General features: G+C 40.9%; 18 protein-coding genes. 8 read left to right on the top strand and 10 right to left on the bottom strand.

All coding sequences use genetic code 11. The annotated features are described in order from the left end of the window. Positions 1-15: 15 nt before the first annotated feature. The gene (locus IE339_RS04790) at positions 16-1,092 is read right to left on the bottom strand and encodes a Ger(x)C family spore germination protein (RefSeq protein ID WP_242174033.1); all 1,077 of its coding nucleotides are present in this window, start codon (positions 1,090-1,092) and stop codon (positions 16-18) included. 17 nt (positions 1,093-1,109) lie between these two features. Continuing rightward, a complete protein-coding gene (locus IE339_RS04795) occupies positions 1,110-2,654 on the bottom strand; it encodes a spore germination protein (RefSeq protein WP_242174036.1) in 1,545 nt (514 codons plus the stop codon). Between the two features lie 248 nt (positions 2,655-2,902). Between IE339_RS04795 and IE339_RS04800 the strand changes: the two genes are divergently transcribed. From IE339_RS04800 to IE339_RS04815, 4 genes are all read left to right on the top strand, one after another. Beyond that, entirely contained in the window at positions 2,903-3,526 is a 624-nt protein-coding gene (locus IE339_RS04800; protein WP_242174037.1) for a DedA family protein, read from the top strand. 278 nt (positions 3,527-3,804) lie between these two features. Continuing rightward, on the top strand, positions 3,805-4,605 hold the full coding sequence (locus tag IE339_RS04805) for a TerC family protein (protein ID WP_242174039.1): 801 nt from the start codon (positions 3,805-3,807) through the stop codon (positions 4,603-4,605). 251 nt (positions 4,606-4,856) lie between these two features. Then, positions 4,857-5,606: an RNA polymerase sigma factor SigI gene (gene sigI / locus IE339_RS04810; protein ID WP_242174041.1), complete on the top strand. Its 750-nt coding sequence runs from the start codon at positions 4,857-4,859 to the stop codon at positions 5,604-5,606. Then, entirely contained in the window at positions 5,603-6,886 is a 1,284-nt protein-coding gene (locus IE339_RS04815; protein WP_242174043.1) for an anti-sigma factor domain-containing protein, read from the top strand. The genes sigI and IE339_RS04815 overlap by 4 nt, the downstream gene beginning before the upstream one ends. A 48-nt stretch (positions 6,887-6,934) precedes the next feature. Here the strand turns inward: IE339_RS04815 and IE339_RS04820 are convergent, their stop codons facing one another. From IE339_RS04820 to phaQ, 5 genes are all read right to left on the bottom strand, one after another. Next, the gene (locus tag IE339_RS04820) at positions 6,935-8,122 is read right to left on the bottom strand and encodes an MFS transporter (RefSeq protein WP_242174045.1); all 1,188 of its coding nucleotides are present in this window, start codon (positions 8,120-8,122) and stop codon (positions 6,935-6,937) included. A 103-nt stretch (positions 8,123-8,225) separates the two neighbouring features. Further along, a complete protein-coding gene (locus IE339_RS04825) occupies positions 8,226-8,666 on the bottom strand; it encodes a MarR family winged helix-turn-helix transcriptional regulator (RefSeq protein ID WP_242174048.1) in 441 nt (146 codons plus the stop codon). Between the two features lie 353 nt (positions 8,667-9,019). After that, positions 9,020-9,214 carry an alpha/beta-type small acid-soluble spore protein gene (locus tag IE339_RS04830; protein WP_053399626.1) on the bottom strand — a complete coding sequence of 65 codons (195 nt, stop codon included), beginning with the start codon at positions 9,212-9,214 and terminating at the stop codon, positions 9,020-9,022. 181 nt (positions 9,215-9,395) lie between these two features. Next, positions 9,396-9,911: a polyhydroxyalkanoic acid inclusion protein PhaP gene (phaP, locus tag IE339_RS04835; RefSeq protein WP_242174050.1), complete on the bottom strand. Its 516-nt coding sequence runs from the start codon at positions 9,909-9,911 to the stop codon at positions 9,396-9,398. A gap of 119 nt (positions 9,912-10,030) precedes the next feature. Further along, on the bottom strand, positions 10,031-10,441 hold the full coding sequence (gene phaQ / locus IE339_RS04840) for a poly-beta-hydroxybutyrate-responsive repressor (RefSeq protein ID WP_242174053.1): 411 nt from the start codon (positions 10,439-10,441) through the stop codon (positions 10,031-10,033). A 371-nt stretch (positions 10,442-10,812) separates the two neighbouring features. On the opposite strand from phaQ, the gene phaR reads away from it, so the two are divergent. The 3 genes from phaR (at position 10,813) to phaC (ending at position 13,380) form a co-directional block, all read left to right on the top strand. After that, complete coding sequence (gene phaR / locus IE339_RS04845; RefSeq protein ID WP_242174055.1) at positions 10,813-11,367, top strand: polyhydroxyalkanoic acid synthase subunit PhaR; 555 nt, start codon at positions 10,813-10,815, stop codon at positions 11,365-11,367. A 62-nt stretch (positions 11,368-11,429) separates the two neighbouring features. Continuing rightward, positions 11,430-12,176 (top strand): acetoacetyl-CoA reductase, encoded by a 747-nt coding sequence (gene phbB / locus IE339_RS04850; protein WP_242174058.1) that lies wholly within the window; start codon positions 11,430-11,432, stop codon positions 12,174-12,176. 73 nt (positions 12,177-12,249) lie between these two features. Next, entirely contained in the window at positions 12,250-13,380 is a 1,131-nt protein-coding gene (gene phaC, locus IE339_RS04855; protein WP_277933963.1) for a class III poly(R)-hydroxyalkanoic acid synthase subunit PhaC, read from the top strand. Between the two features lie 16 nt (positions 13,381-13,396). Here phaC and IE339_RS04860 read toward each other — a convergent pair whose 3' ends face one another. From IE339_RS04860 to IE339_RS04870, 3 genes are all read right to left on the bottom strand, one after another. Next, the gene (locus tag IE339_RS04860; protein ID WP_242174061.1) at positions 13,397-14,746 is read right to left on the bottom strand and encodes a (Fe-S)-binding protein; all 1,350 of its coding nucleotides are present in this window, start codon (positions 14,744-14,746) and stop codon (positions 13,397-13,399) included. Continuing rightward, positions 14,743-16,155 (bottom strand): glycolate oxidase subunit GlcD, encoded by a 1,413-nt coding sequence (glcD, locus tag IE339_RS04865; RefSeq protein ID WP_242174063.1) that lies wholly within the window; start codon positions 16,153-16,155, stop codon positions 14,743-14,745. Before glcD ends, IE339_RS04860 begins: the two co-directional genes overlap by 4 nt. A 101-nt stretch (positions 16,156-16,256) precedes the next feature. Further along, on the bottom strand, positions 16,257-17,366 hold the full coding sequence (locus IE339_RS04870) for a CdaR family transcriptional regulator (RefSeq protein ID WP_242174066.1): 1,110 nt from the start codon (positions 17,364-17,366) through the stop codon (positions 16,257-16,259). Positions 17,367-17,620: 254 nt separating this feature from the next. On the opposite strand from IE339_RS04870, the gene IE339_RS04875 reads away from it, so the two are divergent. After that, positions 17,621-18,976 (top strand): TrkH family potassium uptake protein, encoded by a 1,356-nt coding sequence (locus IE339_RS04875; RefSeq protein WP_242174070.1) that lies wholly within the window; start codon positions 17,621-17,623, stop codon positions 18,974-18,976. Positions 18,977-18,984: the final 8 nt, after the last annotated feature.

The following is an 18,984-nucleotide window of genomic DNA, read 5'->3' on the forward strand; positions in this document are numbered from 1 at the left end:
CGAACGCCTCCTTTTTTATTCATTGATTCCTGTTTGGACGAGCGTTACATCGGCTCGAACAGATACAGGAATGTCCTTGTATATAGCGCGTATTCGTTGATGATCGTAATGGCGTGTCCGACTCCGGATAAAGTCTTTTAGGGCAAGAGGATCCACATCTAGCTTTTGAATGTGATCAAGAACATCCTTTGCTTCCTTCTCAATGTTGGCTTTTAATTGCTTTGAAATTAGCTCCACGTTACTAGGATCATTGACGTTAATCCAAAACGGGTATTCTTGTAGCTTTCCATCAATCTTGAGCACGATTTGAATTTCCGGAGACTCTTTTGTCCCTTTTAAATAGTATTTGTTTTTTGTATAAAGATTTTGAAGGGCAATTTGACCTTTGTGCTGATCTTTTTTGATGTCAATCATGTAGCGCCCGTTTTTTGATCCGTTGTCGAGCAGTTTGAAGATAAATGCGTGCTTCATGGAGAGAACATCTACAAACTGATACTTTCGAAAAAGCGCGATGCCGGCAAGCTTAATGGCATTCTTTTCACTTTTTAAATAAGGCAAAAAGGCGTCCCGATCTTCAGCGAAAAAATTAAACAAAAAGATTTGAAAATTTGTACGTGGGAAGCTTTCCATCTTAATATTTTGTTCAATTAATTTGTTGATGTATTGAGTATCGCTCATTTTTTTCTTCGTCACGGAGCTTAGCATTTCATGAGCGCTTCCTTTTGAAATAGCTACTTGCATCGTTCGACCTAAGTTTGGATTACGAGAAACGGTGCTGATCATATTTTGTAAGCCCCGTTTGGCAAACGACTCTCCAAGCAGTAGACTACGAAGCTGACCATCAGCAATTGGGAGCGGCGATTTGTTGTCAAGCTTTGCTGGGACATCAAAAGTGGTTTCCGCCTTCGCAGAAATTAAGCTTGGTTCTTCTGTAGAACCATACTTGAATAACGGATACAAAATCGTTCCTTTAATTTTGCCGTCTTCGTAGTCATAGCCGAAGGAGTTGACGATTTGAATTTCGTCTACAATTTCTTGATTTGAACAGCTCGTTAAAAGTAAAACCAATAGAAGAATGCCTAGTTTTTTCATCCAATCACTCATTTTCTTTATTCATTGTCTAATTCATTTTGCTTTTTAGGTGATTTTTTCTTAGACGAATTTCCGTCATAGCGTTTCGGTGATAATGCGCGTAAAAAGCTTGGGCGGTTGCCCAATTTATTTAGCGGTGAACGAATGAACGTATCTTGATAGTCCGTTGGGCGAAATGGATAAAACGGTACTAAATAAGGATTTCCTAATGATTTTAAGCGCAGCAAATGGGCGAGCATAAAGGCCATTCCCATCGTAATCCCAACAATTCCTAAAAACGATGCGAAAAAAATAAAGGGAAAGCGTAAGAGACGAATCGTGTTTGACATTTTAAAGATAGGTGTTGTAAAGGAAGCAAGGGCTGTTAGTGAGACGAGAATTAATAGAATATTACTCGTTAAAGAGGCCTCAACCGTTGCTTGCCCAATAACAATTCCACCTACAATTCCGAGCGTTTGTCCGACCTTTGATGGAAGCCGTGCTCCTGCTTCTCGCAACAGCTCGATCGTTATTTCTAAAAATAATACTTCGATGACGGGTGGAAACGGTACGTTTGTTCGTGAAAAAATAATCGGTCCTAACAAGTCTTTTGGAATCATCTCATAATGATACGTCACGACTGCTACGTACAAAGGGGTGGCGAAAATAGAGAAAAATACGCCAAAAATACGAATGATCCGTACAAACGATCCAACGATCCATGGGATGTAGTAATCTTCAGGTGAAATAAAAAAATCAAAGAGCGTTGCCGGTCCGATAATTGCATACGGTGATCCACTACTGAATATTGCTACTTGACCTCTTGTTAAGGAATAGAGCACGCGGTCGAGACGCTCAGATGTTAGAAGCGTTGGAAACGGTGTCCGAGAATAATCATTGATGGCATGATCTAAAATCGAGCTATCAAACACAACGTCGAATTCAAAACTATTCAAGCGCTGCGTAATTGTTTCGATATAGGTGGGATTTGTCACGCCTTCTAGATAAGTGATAACGACACGCGTTTGTGAAAGTGAACCAACGGTGATTTCTTTCATAATAAGTTTTTCAGAAACCACTTCTTTTCGCATTAAATACAAATTGATATCCAAATCCTCGACAAATCCTACTTTTGGGCCAACTACACTAAACTCATTGTCCGTGTCGTTTTCGGTCCGGTAGCCTGCATCCGAGTTTTGAACTTTAATAAGTGCCCCTTTTCGATCCTTTTTATGGATTTGAAAGAACAGATACCCTTGTAGAATTTTTTCTTGAATCTCAGCTGCATCAGATGAAATCGTAATATCTTCAATTGGGATTAAATCCTTTAAGCTCTCTAGATCTGTAATGGGAAGAAGAGACTCTTGGATTTTTAGAATGAACTGGCGCTGCAAGCTTTCAATGTTCACCAATGATTTGAAATACGACACGAGGTAATGGTTGTCTTTTTGTCCAATTGACATATACAAAAAATCACTTGATTGACGAAAATGCTCAATGATTTCTGATGTGTTTTTATCTGTTTTTGGCTTTTGTTCTGACGATCCTTTTGTTCGTTTGGAGCTGAAAAAATTTTTGAACATCTTGATCCCTCACCGCTTGTTTCATATTTAGTGGTAGTTTGTTCTTTTGCTTCCTTTTTATTCATAGCGATTTGGACACAAAATTATCATTTGTTCTTTCGCAGAGACATATGGTAGGTTAAGAAGAAGAAAAGAGAACAGAAATTCTTTTCCGATGGCACGTGAACAAAAAAGAAGCTGTTATCTTTGCATACAGCTCTCGATGTTAATAAAGAGATTAATGCATGTAGGCGGTGGATAATTACAGTATGGAACAGTGGATCATGTCGTTTATTGAATTTTTTAAACAGTTTTCCTATTTTGGCATTATCTTTGCTCTCACGTTTGAATTTGTTCCGGCGGAAATTGTACTTCCGATGGCAGGATTTTGGGTATACGAGGGAGATATGAATTTATGGCTAACGGTTCTTGCTGGAACGATTGGCGGAGTGACCGGACCATTAACGCTGTATTTTATAGGAAGATGGGGAGGACGCCCGTTTCTTGAGAAGTACGGAAAGTATTTCTTTATAAAAGACAAGCAGCTAGATGCAGCGGATGCGTTTTTTGCCCGTCATGGCGGAGCCGTTGCGTTCACGGCACGATTTTTACCAGGTGTTCGCACGCTTATTTCAATTCCGTGTGGAATGGCGAAAATGAACGTCCTTGCGTTTAGTCTTTACACCTTTTTTGCAATGCTTCCCGTTACGTTTTTTTATGTGTATCTTGGCTACAAGCTCGGTCCACATTGGGAAGATGTCGGAAAAATTATGGATCGATACACGCTTCCAATTGCAATCGGAATAATTATCCTCATCGTGATATATATATTAATTAAGCGAAAGAAAAGAAAAAGCCGCTATTCAGTCAAAGAATTCTTGACTAAAAAGTGACAATTTTGCAAAAAAGAGAAAGAAACAATTGACAGGTTTTACAGAATCTCATAAAATAAAGACAAGTAAATACGAAATTCTTCCTCAGTGAAGGGGAGTAGCGTCAGGGAAACCTGAAACAAAGTCGTCATTACATGAACATTGCGTTCATCGGCTTTGTTGGCATTTATAATGCTTAGCGAGACCTTTGCCATATTTGGCAAAGGTCTTTTTGTGTTTTCCCCCGTATTGAGGTCGAATGGGTCACAAAAAACAGGAAGTGAGAGGAGACTAAACAGATGGAACTATCGTTGTTATTAGAGTATGGATGGGTCTTACTGATTTTGGTGGCATTAGAGGGGATTTTGGCAGCAGACAATGCGCTAGTTATGGCAATTATGGTGAAACATTTACCGGATGAACAGCGTAAAAAAGCATTGTTCTATGGGTTGGCTGGTGCATTCGTTTTCCGCTTCGGTTCACTATTTGCGATTTCGTACTTGGTAAACGTATGGCAAATGCAAGCAATTGGAGCGCTTTATTTGCTCTTCATCTCGATCAATCATCTTGTTAAGCACTACTTTAGAAAAGGAAACGAGGAAGAAAAAGAGTCCAAATCAAAATCGGGATTCTGGGCTACCGTTATTAAAGTGGAATTAGCAGATATCGCTTTTGCGGTTGATTCGATTCTTGCGGCTGTCGCTTTGGCTGTTACATTACCAGAAACAACGCTTCCTAAGATCGGTGGATTAGACGGTGGACAATTTATCGTCATTTTCGCTGGAGGAATTATCGGGCTTGTCATTATGCGTTTTGCAGCAAATCTGTTTGTGCAAGTATTGAAAAAGCGTCCTGGTCTCGAGACGGCCGCGTTCTTAATCGTTGGCTGGGTTGGGGTCAAACTAGCGGTTCACACATTGGCGCATCCAAGCCTAGGATTTATTAGTCATCACTTCCCAGAATCAGGTTTATGGAAAGGGATTTTCTGGACAGTGCTCCTTGGTATCGCGGTTGGAGGCTGGTTCTTTTCAAAAGAGAAGAAAGCATCAGGAAACGATGAGTCCTCTGAAAATTCATACAAGAAAGCTAACAATAGCTAATGAAAAATCGTAGAGAACTTCCTATAAATAGGGGAGTTCTCTTTTTAGGTCTGGGATACGCAGGGATATTTTAGGAGGTAATGTGCCGACAATATGTAAAATGTTTCGATACTTTTCTTTTTCGTAACAATCCTGGAACATGCGTAGCCAAACTGTAAGGGAGGAGTTATAATGATGGCTCGTATTGGGGAAAGTTTTAGACTGCCCCCGAAATTTTGAGCATCGGAACGAAAGATGTAAAGGTAAAAGAGGTGAAACCATTGCTCAACGTGCTGTTTGGAGTCGGCCGACGAAAAACGTTAGAAGAAATGGCAGTTCAAATCCAAAAAGGTGACGGACAATTACAAAATGAGGTCATTGATCAGTATAAGCCTTTTATTGCGAAAACTGTTTCTAGCGTTTGTAAGAGATACATTCATGAAACAGATGATGAATTTAGCATTGGTCTCATCGCTTTTAACGAAGCTATTGAGAAATATACGAAAGAAAAAGGCAGTTCATTGTTATCGTTTGCGGAATTAATCATTAAAAGAAGGGTGATTGATTATATTCGCAAGGAAGTACGAGTGAGGTCTTGGCATTTTGATCTAAAGGAAGATATGGAAGATGAGGGAGCTCAATCAAAGATTGAAGCTGATTTGTCCATTCATGCCTATCACAAATCCATTGAACAAGAACTGCGCCAGCAAGAAATTATTCAATTTCATGAAGTACTACAAAAGTTTGGGATGAGCTTATCAGAGATCGTCGAACAGTCTCCCAAACATTATGATGCCCGTATTAATGCCATCGAGGTTGCTCAATATATTGTGAATCAGGATGAAGTTTGTGAACAGCTATTTAAAAAAAAGCAAATTCCGATTCGCCAAATTGAGCGTCACGTGAAGGTTAGTCGCAAAACGATCGAACGCAATCGAAAGTACATTATTGCGATGGCCATTGTGTTAACAGGTGACTATATCTATTTGAAAGATTACTTAAAAGGGGTGCTCAATCATTGAAAAAAGGCATTATTATGGAGATACAGCCTGATTATGTCACAATGTTAACCCCGGATGGCGAGTTCGTAAAAGCACGATATAAAAAGCGTCACTACGCAATAGGAGAAGAAGTAGAAGGCCATGAGGTTTTTATTGAAGCGACAAAAGAGAAAAAGAAACGTCGCACAAAACTAGCTCTCGTGCCGCTTTTTGTAGCAGCGCTGTTGCTTCTATCATTCATTCCGTATTATTCGCAGAACCAAGTATATGCTTACATGTCCATTGACATTAATCCTAGTCTTGAATTAGAACTGGACCGTCATATGAATGTGACCGATATACATGCGTATAACAAAGAGGGAAAGACAATTATAAAAAAATTGCCTAAATGGAAGAAACGGCCTGTTCATGAAGTGACGACCAATATTATTACGCTTAGCCAAAAAGAGGGGTACTTGCAGAAAAAACACGAAATCTATATCGCGACGGCTTTAAAGCGAAAGAACGTACACGCTTATAAAAAGAAGCTACAGGAACAGGTTCAAACCATCACCACTGAATGGACAACAGATGACGTACGTGTTACGGCAAAAGAAACTTCCTACGACACGAGGGAAAAGGCTGAAAAGCAGGGCGTGTCAACGGGGGCGTACCTGCGAGCACAGCCTGTCGAAAGGTCAAATGAGCAGGAAGAAAAGATGAAACCGTCTGTTCCACCTAGTGAGAAGGTTCAGGATGAAAAAAGGGAGTCAAGCTCGGTAGAATTATCTGAGACAACGGATACGGATCGAAAAACGGATACGGATCGAAAAACGGATACGGATCGAAAAACGGATGCGGATGAACATGCGAAAAAACAAAAAGAAAAGCAAGATCAGCCGCCAAAACCAGCGTATCCTCCAAAAGAACGTACAAAACAAGAAAATGAACAATGGCTAGAGAAAGAAAAAGAAAAAAACGAACAAAATGAACAAGAAAAACTAAAAGAACAACCCGACAGAGACAACAAAAATCAACCAGTACCACCGAAAGAAGAGAGAGAAAAACCAGCTTCTGCTGAAAAAGAGAAAAATAATCACGAGAAAGATCCGAAACATTCCAACGAGGAGGAATCATCTACTCCCCCTGATAATGTGGAACATGAGAAGCCCAATGACTCCACGCATGGGGAAGAACCACCGAAAAAGGTGCATAAATCAGCCGTTTCTCCTTCAGTTGAGGAGAATGCTGATGAAGAAACAATAGATGAAGAGTCCCCCTCGTCAAATGAAGAATTAAATGAGACACCATCTCAACCATAATCAAAAAAACAGCCGGTGTGAATTGCGCTCACACCGGCTGTTTTTATTTTATTGCTCGACCGTATATTTTTGCGTCTGTGTAGTTGTTTTACGGAAGAAATATAGAATAAGAAGTGCTACTACAAGCAGAGAAGAATAAGCATACATCATATGAAATGTTGTATGGCTAACAATGCTTCCTAAAACAAGAGAACCAAGCGCCACTCCTAAATCCATAAAGCTAAGCGTCATTGCATTTGCTGTTGGACGTTTGTCTACTTCAACGCGGCTAACTGCCCAAGCTTGGAATGTTGGCTGCATAATACCATAAGCAACGCCGTATAAAATCGCTGCTAAAATAAACATGGGCATGCTGTACGTATTTGATAGAAGAACCAATCCAATAATTCCGCATAGTGCCCCAGGATAAACGAGGTACTTATGTCCGAAGCGATCATAGATGCGACCAGTGAACGGACGAATGACGACCATAATGACCGCATTAATGAGGAAGAACAGAGATACGTGGCTTCCTAAGTTTGCTTCTTTACCAAGTCCATCGATAAAGTTGATAATCCCTGCAAAACCGAAGTAAAACAGCATTACTAAAAAGACGGGTAATAACGCACGAGAATCAAATGCGTACTGAAGAAGCGATGGCTTTTTCTCGGTTCCTTTCGGAGGCGTGTAGGATAATTTTAGATTTTTCACTGTAATAGCGAAAACAAACGATAGAGCCATTAAGATCACAGACGAGATAATCATGATATTAAAGGAGAACGAATGTAGCAAAGATAGTGCCACCATCGGTCCAAGCGTCGTACCGAGACTCGTTGCCATCCCAAAATACCCGATTCCTTCACCAAGACGATTACCAGGAATACGATTTGTCGCCATCGTTGCTAAAATCGTCGTGTTAATTCCAAAGCCAATTCCTTGAATGATGCGTAGTGGAATTAAAATCGAAAGTGCTGACTGGTTATAGCTAAGAACGAGTGTCACTGTCATCACAGCGAAAACGATTAACAGCGTTCGTTTCATGTTCATTTTATGAAGTAATGCTCCCATAAATGGTCGCGTGATAATGGCCGCAATCATAAATGCTGTGGTCATAATGCCCGCCTTAGCCGTATCATGCTGAACGCCTGCAATGTACACAGGAAATCCAGCTGTTAACATTTGGACACAAATGAAAAAGATAAATGTTGTGAGGACGATCATCGTAAATGGAACGGTCCAAAGTTTTGTTTCTTTCATTATTCCGCCTTCTTTCTGTCTGAATATATGATGTAAAATGGGCGTCTTCACCTACGAAAAAATAAAATGACACCCAGGATAATTACTGAGTGCACAGGAAAAATTACTTTTGAGCTGTCAGCTGTTGAATGTTTTTTTCTAATTGATTCATAACGTTTTGATAAATGGCAAGCTGATCCGCCTCGATGCCATCAATAACCTCTGTAAAGACTCGCTCTACAAAAGGAAAAAGCTCGGTTTTTAACGAAATACCCTTTTCCGTAATTTCAATTAAGAACGAGCGACGATCTTCTGGATTCGGCAGGCGCTGAATAAGTGAACGCTTTTCCAACAAATCCAAAATTTTCGTCAGCGTTGCATGATCCTTCATTGATCTTTCCGCTAGCTGCTTTTGCGTTAACAGCACTTGTTTTTCCAAGCGCTTCAATACACCCCACTGTTCAATCGTAATTCCATAGGGCTTTAATGATAATGTTAAAAACTGACTTAGCTGTCGACTTGTTCGTACAGTAAGAAATCCTACCTCTTCATCTAATGATTTCATGGTAAACCTCCCGAATAACTTCCTTGTTAACAATATCACATAAAATTGTTTGTGTAAATATAGTTCGTATACAAACTATATTAGTGTGGGGCGAGAGAGGAAGGGAGTGATTGGTTGAATGCGGAAAATGGCTGATAAAAAGTTAAAAGTGATCGATAAAAACACAAAAACGATTGATAGAACAGCAAAAATAATCGATAGCCTGAGAAAAGTGATCGATAGACCGGTGAAAGCAATTAATAGCGATGTAAACAAAACAGCGTGGGCGTGGAGGCCCAGAGGGGGTAGTTCTGTTCACAAGCAAAAGGTGCTCGTGGGAGCACCTTTTTAGCCATATGATATAAAGTTATAAATTATTTTTGTTGCCCGTTGAATTGTGATTGAGCTTGTTGAACAAGACGTTTTGTGATTTCTCCACCTACAGAACCGTTGCTACGAGCAGACGTTTCAGAGCCAAGAGTTACACCAAATTCTTGAGCGATTTCGTATTTGTACTGATCTAAGAAGCTTTCTACGCCAGGTACAAGAAGTTTGTTGTTGCGTGCCATTGTGATTTCCCTCCTTTTTGTTTTGAGTACAACGAGTAAGTAACTCGTTGTTAAAGATAGTATTGCTTGTATGGAGAAAATAATGCTGGTAATGGTATGTAGAAGAAGCGGATATTGGGTGTGCTTCCTATTTACTAAAAAACAAAACGCCGCTGCCTAAAAAGGCGAGCGGCGAAACGTCTTATTTTACAAGGGAATAAGGCTCTAGTGAATCTAAAAATGATTTTTGGAAGCTTTTTAATTGTTCCATATATTTATCTGTTAATTGTTGGAACTCATCACGCGTTTTATGTTGTTCGCTAAGAAGCTGACTTACTACTTGCTCATATTGCTTTTGTGCCTGTTGTACAAGAGCATAGTTTGTTTTACTCTGACTTAACGTCACGTCTTGAAGCTTCTGAAGCGCTTCATGCGCGCGATTTGACCATTCTTCGTATGAATTTGCTGCAGCATCTCCAGCCGTTTTGCGAATGGATTCCACCGTTTTTACTTGTACTTCTTTTGCGTCTTCTTTCCATTTGTCATCTACTTCTTGAAGCTGTTCAAACGTTGTAGCGAAAAGCTCTTTTTGTTGTTCAAACGCTTGCTTTGTCCAGCTTTCCAATTGCTTGTTGCTTTCGTATACGTGATTTAACCCTTTTGACCATTGTTCCCATACTGCGTCGATCATTGAGTGATAATTAACAGTTGCCATCATTCATTCCTCCTAAAAAGTTGGTTGTACAGTAATGTAAAACGAAACGTTGTGAGGTAATAGCTTATGATGTGGGTCTAACATTTCTCATATTGGCACGCAACATTCATTGCGAAAATCCCTTATTCGTGGTTCTTTGGTTCATCCTTCTTTGTGCCGAACGGAAACAGCATGTCTGTATATAAAGAAAAAAAGGAATTTAACATCGTTTGATATTGTTCAAGAGATCCAGCCCATAGCTCTAAATATTGTTCCCCAGCTTTTGTTAGGGAATAGATACGGCGGGCGGGTCCATCGGCGGTTGTATCCCATTCAGATGCGATGAGGTCATCTTTTTCTAGCTGTCGTAGTGTGCGATAGACATTCCCTTGGTCGACGGAAGTAAAGCCAAAGCTCATCAGCTGTTGAATGAGTTTATAACCGTGAAGATTCCAACCTCGTAAGCTCAGAAGTAAAAATGGAATCATAAAATTTTTAGGGGCGCCACTCATTGATTTTTCTGCTGTACTTTTCGCTTCTTGTTTCTTTGTCATTGGAATGCCTCCTTTCAAAAAATCTATATGTGTAAATTACACCTATATGAATTATTTGTCAACCCTTTCCACTTAACCCATAAAAAGGTGGGTTGAAAGAAGGAGGGACAAATGTCATGAAATCTAAAATTCGACAAAATTAGTCGTCTTTTATCGAAAAATATTAAAAATTTTGAATTGTTTATTGCGCCTTGCACTCTTATAATAAGACATGTGGTTCATTCGTAAACGTGAAATTTTGGAAAATGGTGCGGAATACTGGGTACCAGCGAATGATGAAAAGGGCAACGTCATCTATCGCTCTTGAGTAAAGGTTTACTCGATAAGAGCAAAAAAAGTGAGTGTATCAAACGAAAAGGGAGATGGAACAGTTGGACCAACAAAACGTATTTGATCCATTTTTAGCTTGGAAAGACATGTATGACAAGACGGAATCTTACTGGGGAAAAGTAATCGGTGAGAATATGAACCGTGAAGAATTCTCGCAGTGGATGGGAAAAGTGCTGAATATGAATCTTCAATATCAGCAGGTAGTCAACGATACGACCACTCGCTACTTTGGTCAACTTAATATCCCGAGTAAGGATGATATTTCAAACGTTGCAAGCCTTGTTGTAAATGTAGAAGAAAAAGTGGAAGAATTAGAAGATCGTTTTGACGTGTTAGAAGATGCGACAAGTGCAAATGCGAATCTGAAAAAAGAATTTACCAAGTTAAAAAGTGATGTAAAATCTGTAGAAAAGAAAGTAGACCGAGTCCTCACCCTACTTGAAAATCAAGAAAAACTCCAAATAAAGCTTCAAGAACAGCTCCAAGCTCAACTTCAAGAGCAAATAAGGGAACAGAGCCAGCAGCTTCAGGCGCAGCTAGAAGATCTTCAGGAACAAAGCGAAGCAGCGGTATCTTCAGAGCCCGTAAATAAATAACGATCTATTTATAGCTTATCTTCATACACTAACTATTTTAAGAATTAAGGGGAGAATTGAATATGACGACAGCATTAGCAGGTAAAGTAGCGATTATTACGGGTGGATCTAAAGGAATTGGATCGGCTATTACGAGAGAGTTGGCGTCAAATGGCGTAAAAGTAGTAGTGAACTATAATCAAAGCAAAGAATCTGCTGAGGCCATCGTAAATGAAATTAAAGCAAATGGCGGAGAAGCTTTAGCCGTTCAAGCTGACGTTTCCTATTGCGATCAAGCAGAACGTCTTGTAGAAGAAACGAAAAAACAATTTGGTCAGCTTGATATTCTTGTTAATAATGCAGGGATTACGCGCGACCGCTCGTTTAAAAAGTTAGGTGAGGAAGATTGGAAAAAAGTAATTGATGTGAACTTAAATAGCGTCTATAACACGACAACGGCAGCGTTAAGCCACTTATTAGAGGCAGAAGCAGGACGCGTCGTCAATATTTCTTCCATCATCGGCCAAGCAGGTGGGTTCGGTCAAACAAACTATGCAGCTGCAAAAGCGGGAATGATTGGCTTTACAAAATCTCTTGCCCTTGAGCTTGCGAGAACAGGCGTTACGGTGAATGCCATCTGCCCAGGATTTATCGAAACGGAAATGGTGATGGCAATTCCAGAAAATGTGCGTGAACAAATTGTTGCCAAAATTCCTGCGCGCAGGTTCGGTCATGCGGAAGAAATTGCTCGCGGCGTTCTGTTTTTATGTCAAGACGGTTCCTACATCACCGGCCAGCAACTAAACATTAACGGCGGTTTATACATGTAATTTAGTTGAGATTGTGAACTATTTTACGTACCTTATTCAATTATTAGCCCTGACGCATGTCGGGGCTAAAGCGTTGCGTCAGTCCAAGCATACTAATCGAAAGGTTGTGGAAGAAATGGCGACATCCTATATAAAAGAGTGGGAAAAGTTATTGGAAGCAATGCCAACCGAATACAAACAATCAGCAGGTCGCTTCAAGCGTGCCCTTGACATTATTACAGAAGAAGCAGAACCAGAAGTGGGGTTATCTCCAAAAGAAGTCATTTGGAAAAAGAACAAAGCAAAGCTATACCGCTATATACCGAAGCAAGAAAAGCTTCATAAAACACCGATTTTACTCGTATATGCACTGATTAATAAGCCGTATATTTTAGATTTAACACCTGGGAATAGTCTCGTTGAATATCTCGTTGATCGAGGATTTGACGTCTACTTATTAGACTGGGGAACACCTGGGCTTGAAGATCAGGACATGAAGCTTGATGATTACATTTTAGACTACATTCCGCGCGCATTTAAAAAGGTGCTTCGTCACTCAGGGGCTACGGACTTATCGGTTCTTGGCTACTGCATGGGCGGGACGATGACATCCATTTTTGCCTCATTACATGATGATCTGCCGATTCGTAATTTAATTTTTATGACGAGTCCGTTTGATTTTACAGAAACGGGTCTGTACGGCACGTTTTTAGATGAGCGCTACTTCAACCTTGATAAAGTTGTGGACACGCTAGGGAACGTACCGCCCGATATGATTGACTTTGGCAATAAGATGTTGAAACCAATCACCAATTTTTACGGTCCATACGTAAGCTTAGTGGATCGTTCAGAAAATCAGCGTTTCGTGGAAAGCTGGAAGCTCATGCAAAAATGGGTAGGAGACGGCATTCCATTTCCAGGGGCTGCGTATAGACAGTGGATTCGTGACTTTTATCAGGAAAATAAGCTGATCAAAGGTGAACTTGAAATTCGCGGTCGAAAAGTGGACCTTTCAAACATTAAGGTAAGCGTGCTGAATATCGCGGCGAGCCGTGATCATATTGCGATGCCTGATCAGGTGAAGGCTCTCATGGACGCGATTTCAAGTAAAGATAAAGAATTTAAGCTTCTTCAAACCGGACACGTTTCGGTTGTGTTTGGACCAAAGGCCGTGAAGGAAACGTATCCTTCAATCGGCAATTGGCTTGAAAAGCGTTCAAAATAAGCAAAAAGCACGGTCTCTAGAGTGAGACGGTGCTTTTTTGTTTTGTATATTCATAGGCTTCAATGAGTAAATCGACGATGTGAACGGCTCGCATACGATGTGCGACACCTTCTCGTTCAATACCAAGCTTCATTTGCAACAAGCAACCGGGGTTCGCCGTCACGATCGTTTCTGCTTGAATGGCTTCGACGTTTTCCATTTTGTGATCTAAAATTTGCATCGACATGTCGGATTCGACAATATTATAAATGCCCGCTGATCCACAGCACCGGTCAGCATTTTTCATCTCTCGGAACTCAATCCCTTTAATCCCTTTTAATAGAGTTCTTGGTTCGCCAAATGTTCGCATCACGTTTCGTAAATGGCAGGAATCCTGATACGTGACAACCTGATAAGGAAGCTCTAGCTGCTGTTCGAAAAAGCGTAGCTCAACTAAAATCGATGAAATATCTTTTAGCTTTCCTTTAAACGCCTGTGCTCGATCTTTCCAAGATAGGTCGTCTTTTAGGAGATGATCGTAGTCAATCAAAAACCCTCCGCATCCACCTGCATTCGTAATGATAAAATCTACTTCTAGCGATTCGAATGCTTCAATGTTTCGTTTCGCAAGCTCTTTCGCTTTTGCTTTTTCACCGCTATGTCCGTGCAGTGCTCCGCAGCAAGCCTGCTCTTTTGGAATGACAATTTCACAGCCAGCAAGCTGAAGTAATTTTAAGGTCGCGTTATTTGTGTTTAGAAACATCGTATCCATTAGGCATCCCGAGAAAAAAGCCACCCGTTTTTTGACGGCACCCTCTGCCAGAAGGTGGTGAGGACGGTTTTTCATCTCTTTTCGCGTTGGAACAGTAGGAAGAACTTTTTCCATCGTCGCGAGATTATGAGGGAGTAAATTTAATACACCGCTTTTACGGGCCAGGCTCTGCAGACCGGATCGCTGATAAAAGCCAAGAAGTCCCGTCAGATTTTGCATTCGTCCCTGATGTGGAAACAGGCCGTTAAATGCGATATTTCGTGCGGTTTTGACCGAAAAAGAGTGTTTTTTGTTTTGGTTAATAATGTCGCGCGCATCCTCAAGCAAATGTCCATAATTCACGCCTGATGGACAAACTGGTTCACAAGCACGGCATCCGAGACAAAGGTTTAGTGAACGCTCCACGTCTTCATCAGGCTCAATCATGCCATCTACGACGGCCTTCATCAATGCAATACGACCTCGAGGTGAATGGGATTCCTTATAGCCTGATTCAACGTATGTTGGACAAGCGGGGAGACAAAACCCACAGCGCATACAGTTCAGTAACTCATCCTCGTTCATTTGTTCTTTAAACTGCTGCTGAATAACTTTTCGTTCCTCTGCTGTTGTCATGACGTCACCACCACTCGTTTTCGTTCATTTTTGGCAAATATTTTCCCAGGATTCATTATGTTGTGTGGATCAAAGGATTGTTTAATGGCCTGCATCGCTGCAATCCCTTCTTTGCCTAGCTTGAGTTCTAAAAAGGGAGCTTTCATTTCGCCTACGCCGTGTTCACCCGTAATGGTTCCTCCGAGTTCAATGGACTTTTCGAAGATTTCGGCGAACGCTTGCTCGACTCGGTGAATCTCCTCTTGATCTCGTACGTCTGTAGGACAAGTAGGGTGCAGGTTGCCGTCACCCGCATGACCGAATGTGCAAATTTTGATCTCGTACTTTTCGGCGATGTCGTTAATGGCCTGAACCATTTTAGCGATTTCAGAGCGCGGGACAGTTGCATCTTCTAGTATCGTGGTAGGCTTTAAGCGAGCTAAAGCAGACAGCGCTGAACGCCTTGCTGTACGCAGCGCCTCAGCGTGTTCATCAGACTGTGCCACTTCAACGGAAACGGCATTTTCTGACTTGCATAGCTCCGCAATTTTTTGAATATCATGCTCTACTACTTGGAGCGGACCATCTTGTTCAATTAAGAGGACGGCTTTTACATTGGTCGGAAGTCCAATCCGGGCGAAATCCTCCACTACGACAAGAGTGGGCTGATCTAAAAATTCAAGCGTGGTCGGAATGATTTTATTCGCAATAATGGTCGAGACAGATTTAGCAGCCGCTTCAATATCTTGATACAGCGCGAGGATCGTTTTTTTCGATTCAGGCATTGGAATAAGTTTTAGCGTCGCTTCTGTAATGACACCTAATGTTCCTTCTGATCCAACGAATAAACGGGTTAAGTCGTAACCAGCAACGTCTTTCGCGAGCTTCCCACCGGTGCGAATAATATCGCCATTTGGAAGAACAATCTCAAGGGCAATGACGTAGTCCCGCGTAACGCCGTACTTTAATCCGCGAAGACCACCTGAATTTTCGTTGATGTTTCCACCGATCGTCGAAATCTTCATTGAGCTTGGATCAGGTGGATAAAACAGTCCTTTTACTTCAACTGCTTCAATCATTTCAAGGGTAATGACGCCTGGCTGCAGCGTGACCGTTAAGTTTTCTTCATCGATTTCAAGTATTTGCTGCATATGCTTAAATAGCATCACGATGCCACCTTGTGTTGGGCATGTTCCTGCACAAAGATTGGTTCCAGATCCGCGCGGAACGATCGGCACACGATGCTCAGAGCAAACCTTTAAAATGTCGGACACATCTTTTGTATGACGAGGGCTGATCACCGCATCAGGCATCGACTGAAACTGCGGCGTAGCATCATAAGAATAGACGAGGCGTTCTGCCGGTGAATCCTCATAATTTTCTACTCCTACAATGTCAATAAGCGTTGCACGAACGTGTTCAGAAATCATTTTGTTCCCCTGCCTTTACCATGAATTTTATGTATGAATACTTCTATCCTATAATATTCAACCCCTGCTCTCTATAGACGATCATCTAAAATAGAGCGTTATCATTTTTCATTTTTTAGACGATCATCTAAAAAATGAAAAGCCAAATAAAACGTAACGATGTCTGATGTCCGCTTTAAGTCGATGGAGGCAAGTTCTTCAATTTTTTTCATACGGTAATGAAGCGTATTAATATGAATGTGAAGGGCCTGAGCTGTTTGCTTTAATGCCATATTATGCTGAAGGAGTGCGCGACCTGTTTCTAACAGGTCATCATGAGCTTCTAGCGCATGAAGCACACGACGTGAAAAATCTCGCTTCGTTTCTTTTGAAATATTTTCTAGGCACATTTCAAGCCGAAGGTCGTGATCAAACACAATCGGCTGTTCGCTTGTCGTGACTGAAAGGGCACGATTGCTTTGCTCATAGGAACTCCTTAAATGATGGGGAGACACCTGTTGTCCAACACCAATTCGAATCGAAGAACCCCACGTGCCGTTCAAATAAGCGCGCCATTCGTCGAGAGCTTCTTTCATATCTCTTTGAGGATGAACGGCATGAATGATCAAGAGACGATCGGCGCCCCACGGAATAAATAAATCTTCTTCGTGGTGCCATAGGTGCTGCAGTTGCCAAATATCTGCGTGTGTAAGTGAATGGTGAGGAGGAAGAGCCATTAATAATACCTGTCTTGTAATCGTTAAATCGACATTTAAAATACGCGCACGTTCTAAAAAGGGCGCAGACCATTCACGGAGCTGCATCCAGTCAAACACAAAGGATTCAAGCATACGTAAATGCCACTGCGTTTGCTCTGTGTAATAGGTATCTTGAATTAATAGTTCCGTCATTTTTCGTAGAAGTTCGCCGTAGTTCGAAATCTCAGTAGGGTTTCCCGTAATGCCAATCACACCAATGACTTCCTGAGATAAAAAAAGGGGCAGGTTAATTCCAGGCTTTACCCCTCGTAAAGAATGCTGGTCGTTTTCTGTAATGACGATCGTTTGACGTTCTTCGATACTTCGAAGTGCGCCTTCGTGGAACTGACCGATTCGATTTTCGTCCGTCCCGGCGATAATATGACCGTGCAAATCGACAATAATAATGTCTTCTTTTAACAGCTTTTTCACTTCAAGAATGATTTTATGTGCTAATGATGGTAGTAAAAGCATGCCGCATTTCTCCCTGTCCATTATGTTTCTTTTTAGTATAGCAAATAAGGATTTCGAACGGAGAAAGGACGATACGTTTTTATAAGTAAAAAAGGGTTTTTTTGTGAAAACTATTTAAAACAATGTGAAAATATGATAAGACTTAATGATGTAGAAAAAAGGTTATGACCTATAAATTCAGCACCTCAACCAACGTTTTCAACGTGTTTGAAGGATAAAAAAGGCGGATTTATAGACTAGAAAGGAATTATTTCATGCCAGTTGTTATACGTTCAGGACTAAAGAAATTTTCATCGGCCCAAATTATTGTCAGCTTTTACATCATTGCTGTCACGGTTTCGGTGATATTAATTAGCTTACCAGTCGCTCATAAGCAAGGGGTTCACTTATCCTTCATGGATTCTCTTTTTACAGCCGTAAGCGCAGTCAGCGTAACGGGGCTTTCCACGATTTCAATTAAGGATACGTTCAGCGTTCCTGGAATTTTTATTCTTATTTTTGTACTTCAATTTGGTGGGATCGGCATTATGACCCTCAGTACGTTCATTTGGTTGCTGATCGGTAAAAAGATTGGTCTACAAGAACGACGTCTTATTATGACAGACCAAAATCAATCCAATTTATCAGGACTCGTCAACCTCATTCGTAACATTCTAATCATTATTTTAGGAATTGAAATTATCGGAGCCGTTGTGCTCGGCGTCTATTTTATGAATTATTATCCAACATGGGAAGAAGCGTTTTTACAAGGCTTTTTTGCTTCTGTAAGTGCAACGACAAATGCAGGATTTGATATTACAGGACAATCGCTCATTCCGTATGCGGATGATTATTTCGTTCAGAGCGTCAATATTTTGCTTCTAACGTTAGGAGCGATTGGGTTCCCTGTATTGATTGAGCTGAAGCAGTTTTTCTTTAATCTAAAAGAAAAACGAAAATTCCACTTTACGCTAAACACAAAAATTACAACTTCCACGTTTGGAATTATTTTCGCTTTAGGCACGATCATCATTTTCTTTCTAGAGTATCAACACTTCTTTAAAGGCAAAACGTTTCTCGCTAGCTTTTTTTATGCGCTGTTTCATTCAGCGACAACAAAAAGTGGCGGTTTAGCCACCATGGACGTGAGTGATTTTACTCCGGCAACTCTTCTATTTCTCTGCCTGTTAATGTTCATTGGAGCTTCTCCTAGTTCTGTCGGTGGGGGGATTCGAACAACGACCCTCGCACTTAACTTGCTGTTTCTTTATCATTATGCACGAGGAAGAAAGCATATCCGCGTGTTTAAACGTGAGATTTTAGATGAAGATGTGCGAAAATCACTCGTTGTAACGATGATGGCGATGGTACTATGTTTTACCGCATCGCTCGTATTGATGACAACGGAGCCTTTTTCACCTCTTGAAATCGTATTTGAGGTGTGTTCGGCGTTTGGAACGACCGGTCTTTCGATGGGGATCACAGCTGATTTGAGCGTGACGGGCAAGCTTGTCATTATGGTGCTTATGTTTATCGGTCGAATTGGTATTTTATCGTTTATCTTCATTATTAGTGGAAAAACAGCTCCGCCTAATTATCACTATCCAAAAGAGCGTGTCATTATCGGATAGCATGAAAA

Origin of the sequence: Priestia koreensis (assembly GCF_022646885.1) — a bacterium.
Classification (GTDB): Bacteria; Bacillota; Bacilli; order Bacillales; family Bacillaceae_H; genus Bacillus_AG; species Bacillus_AG koreensis_A.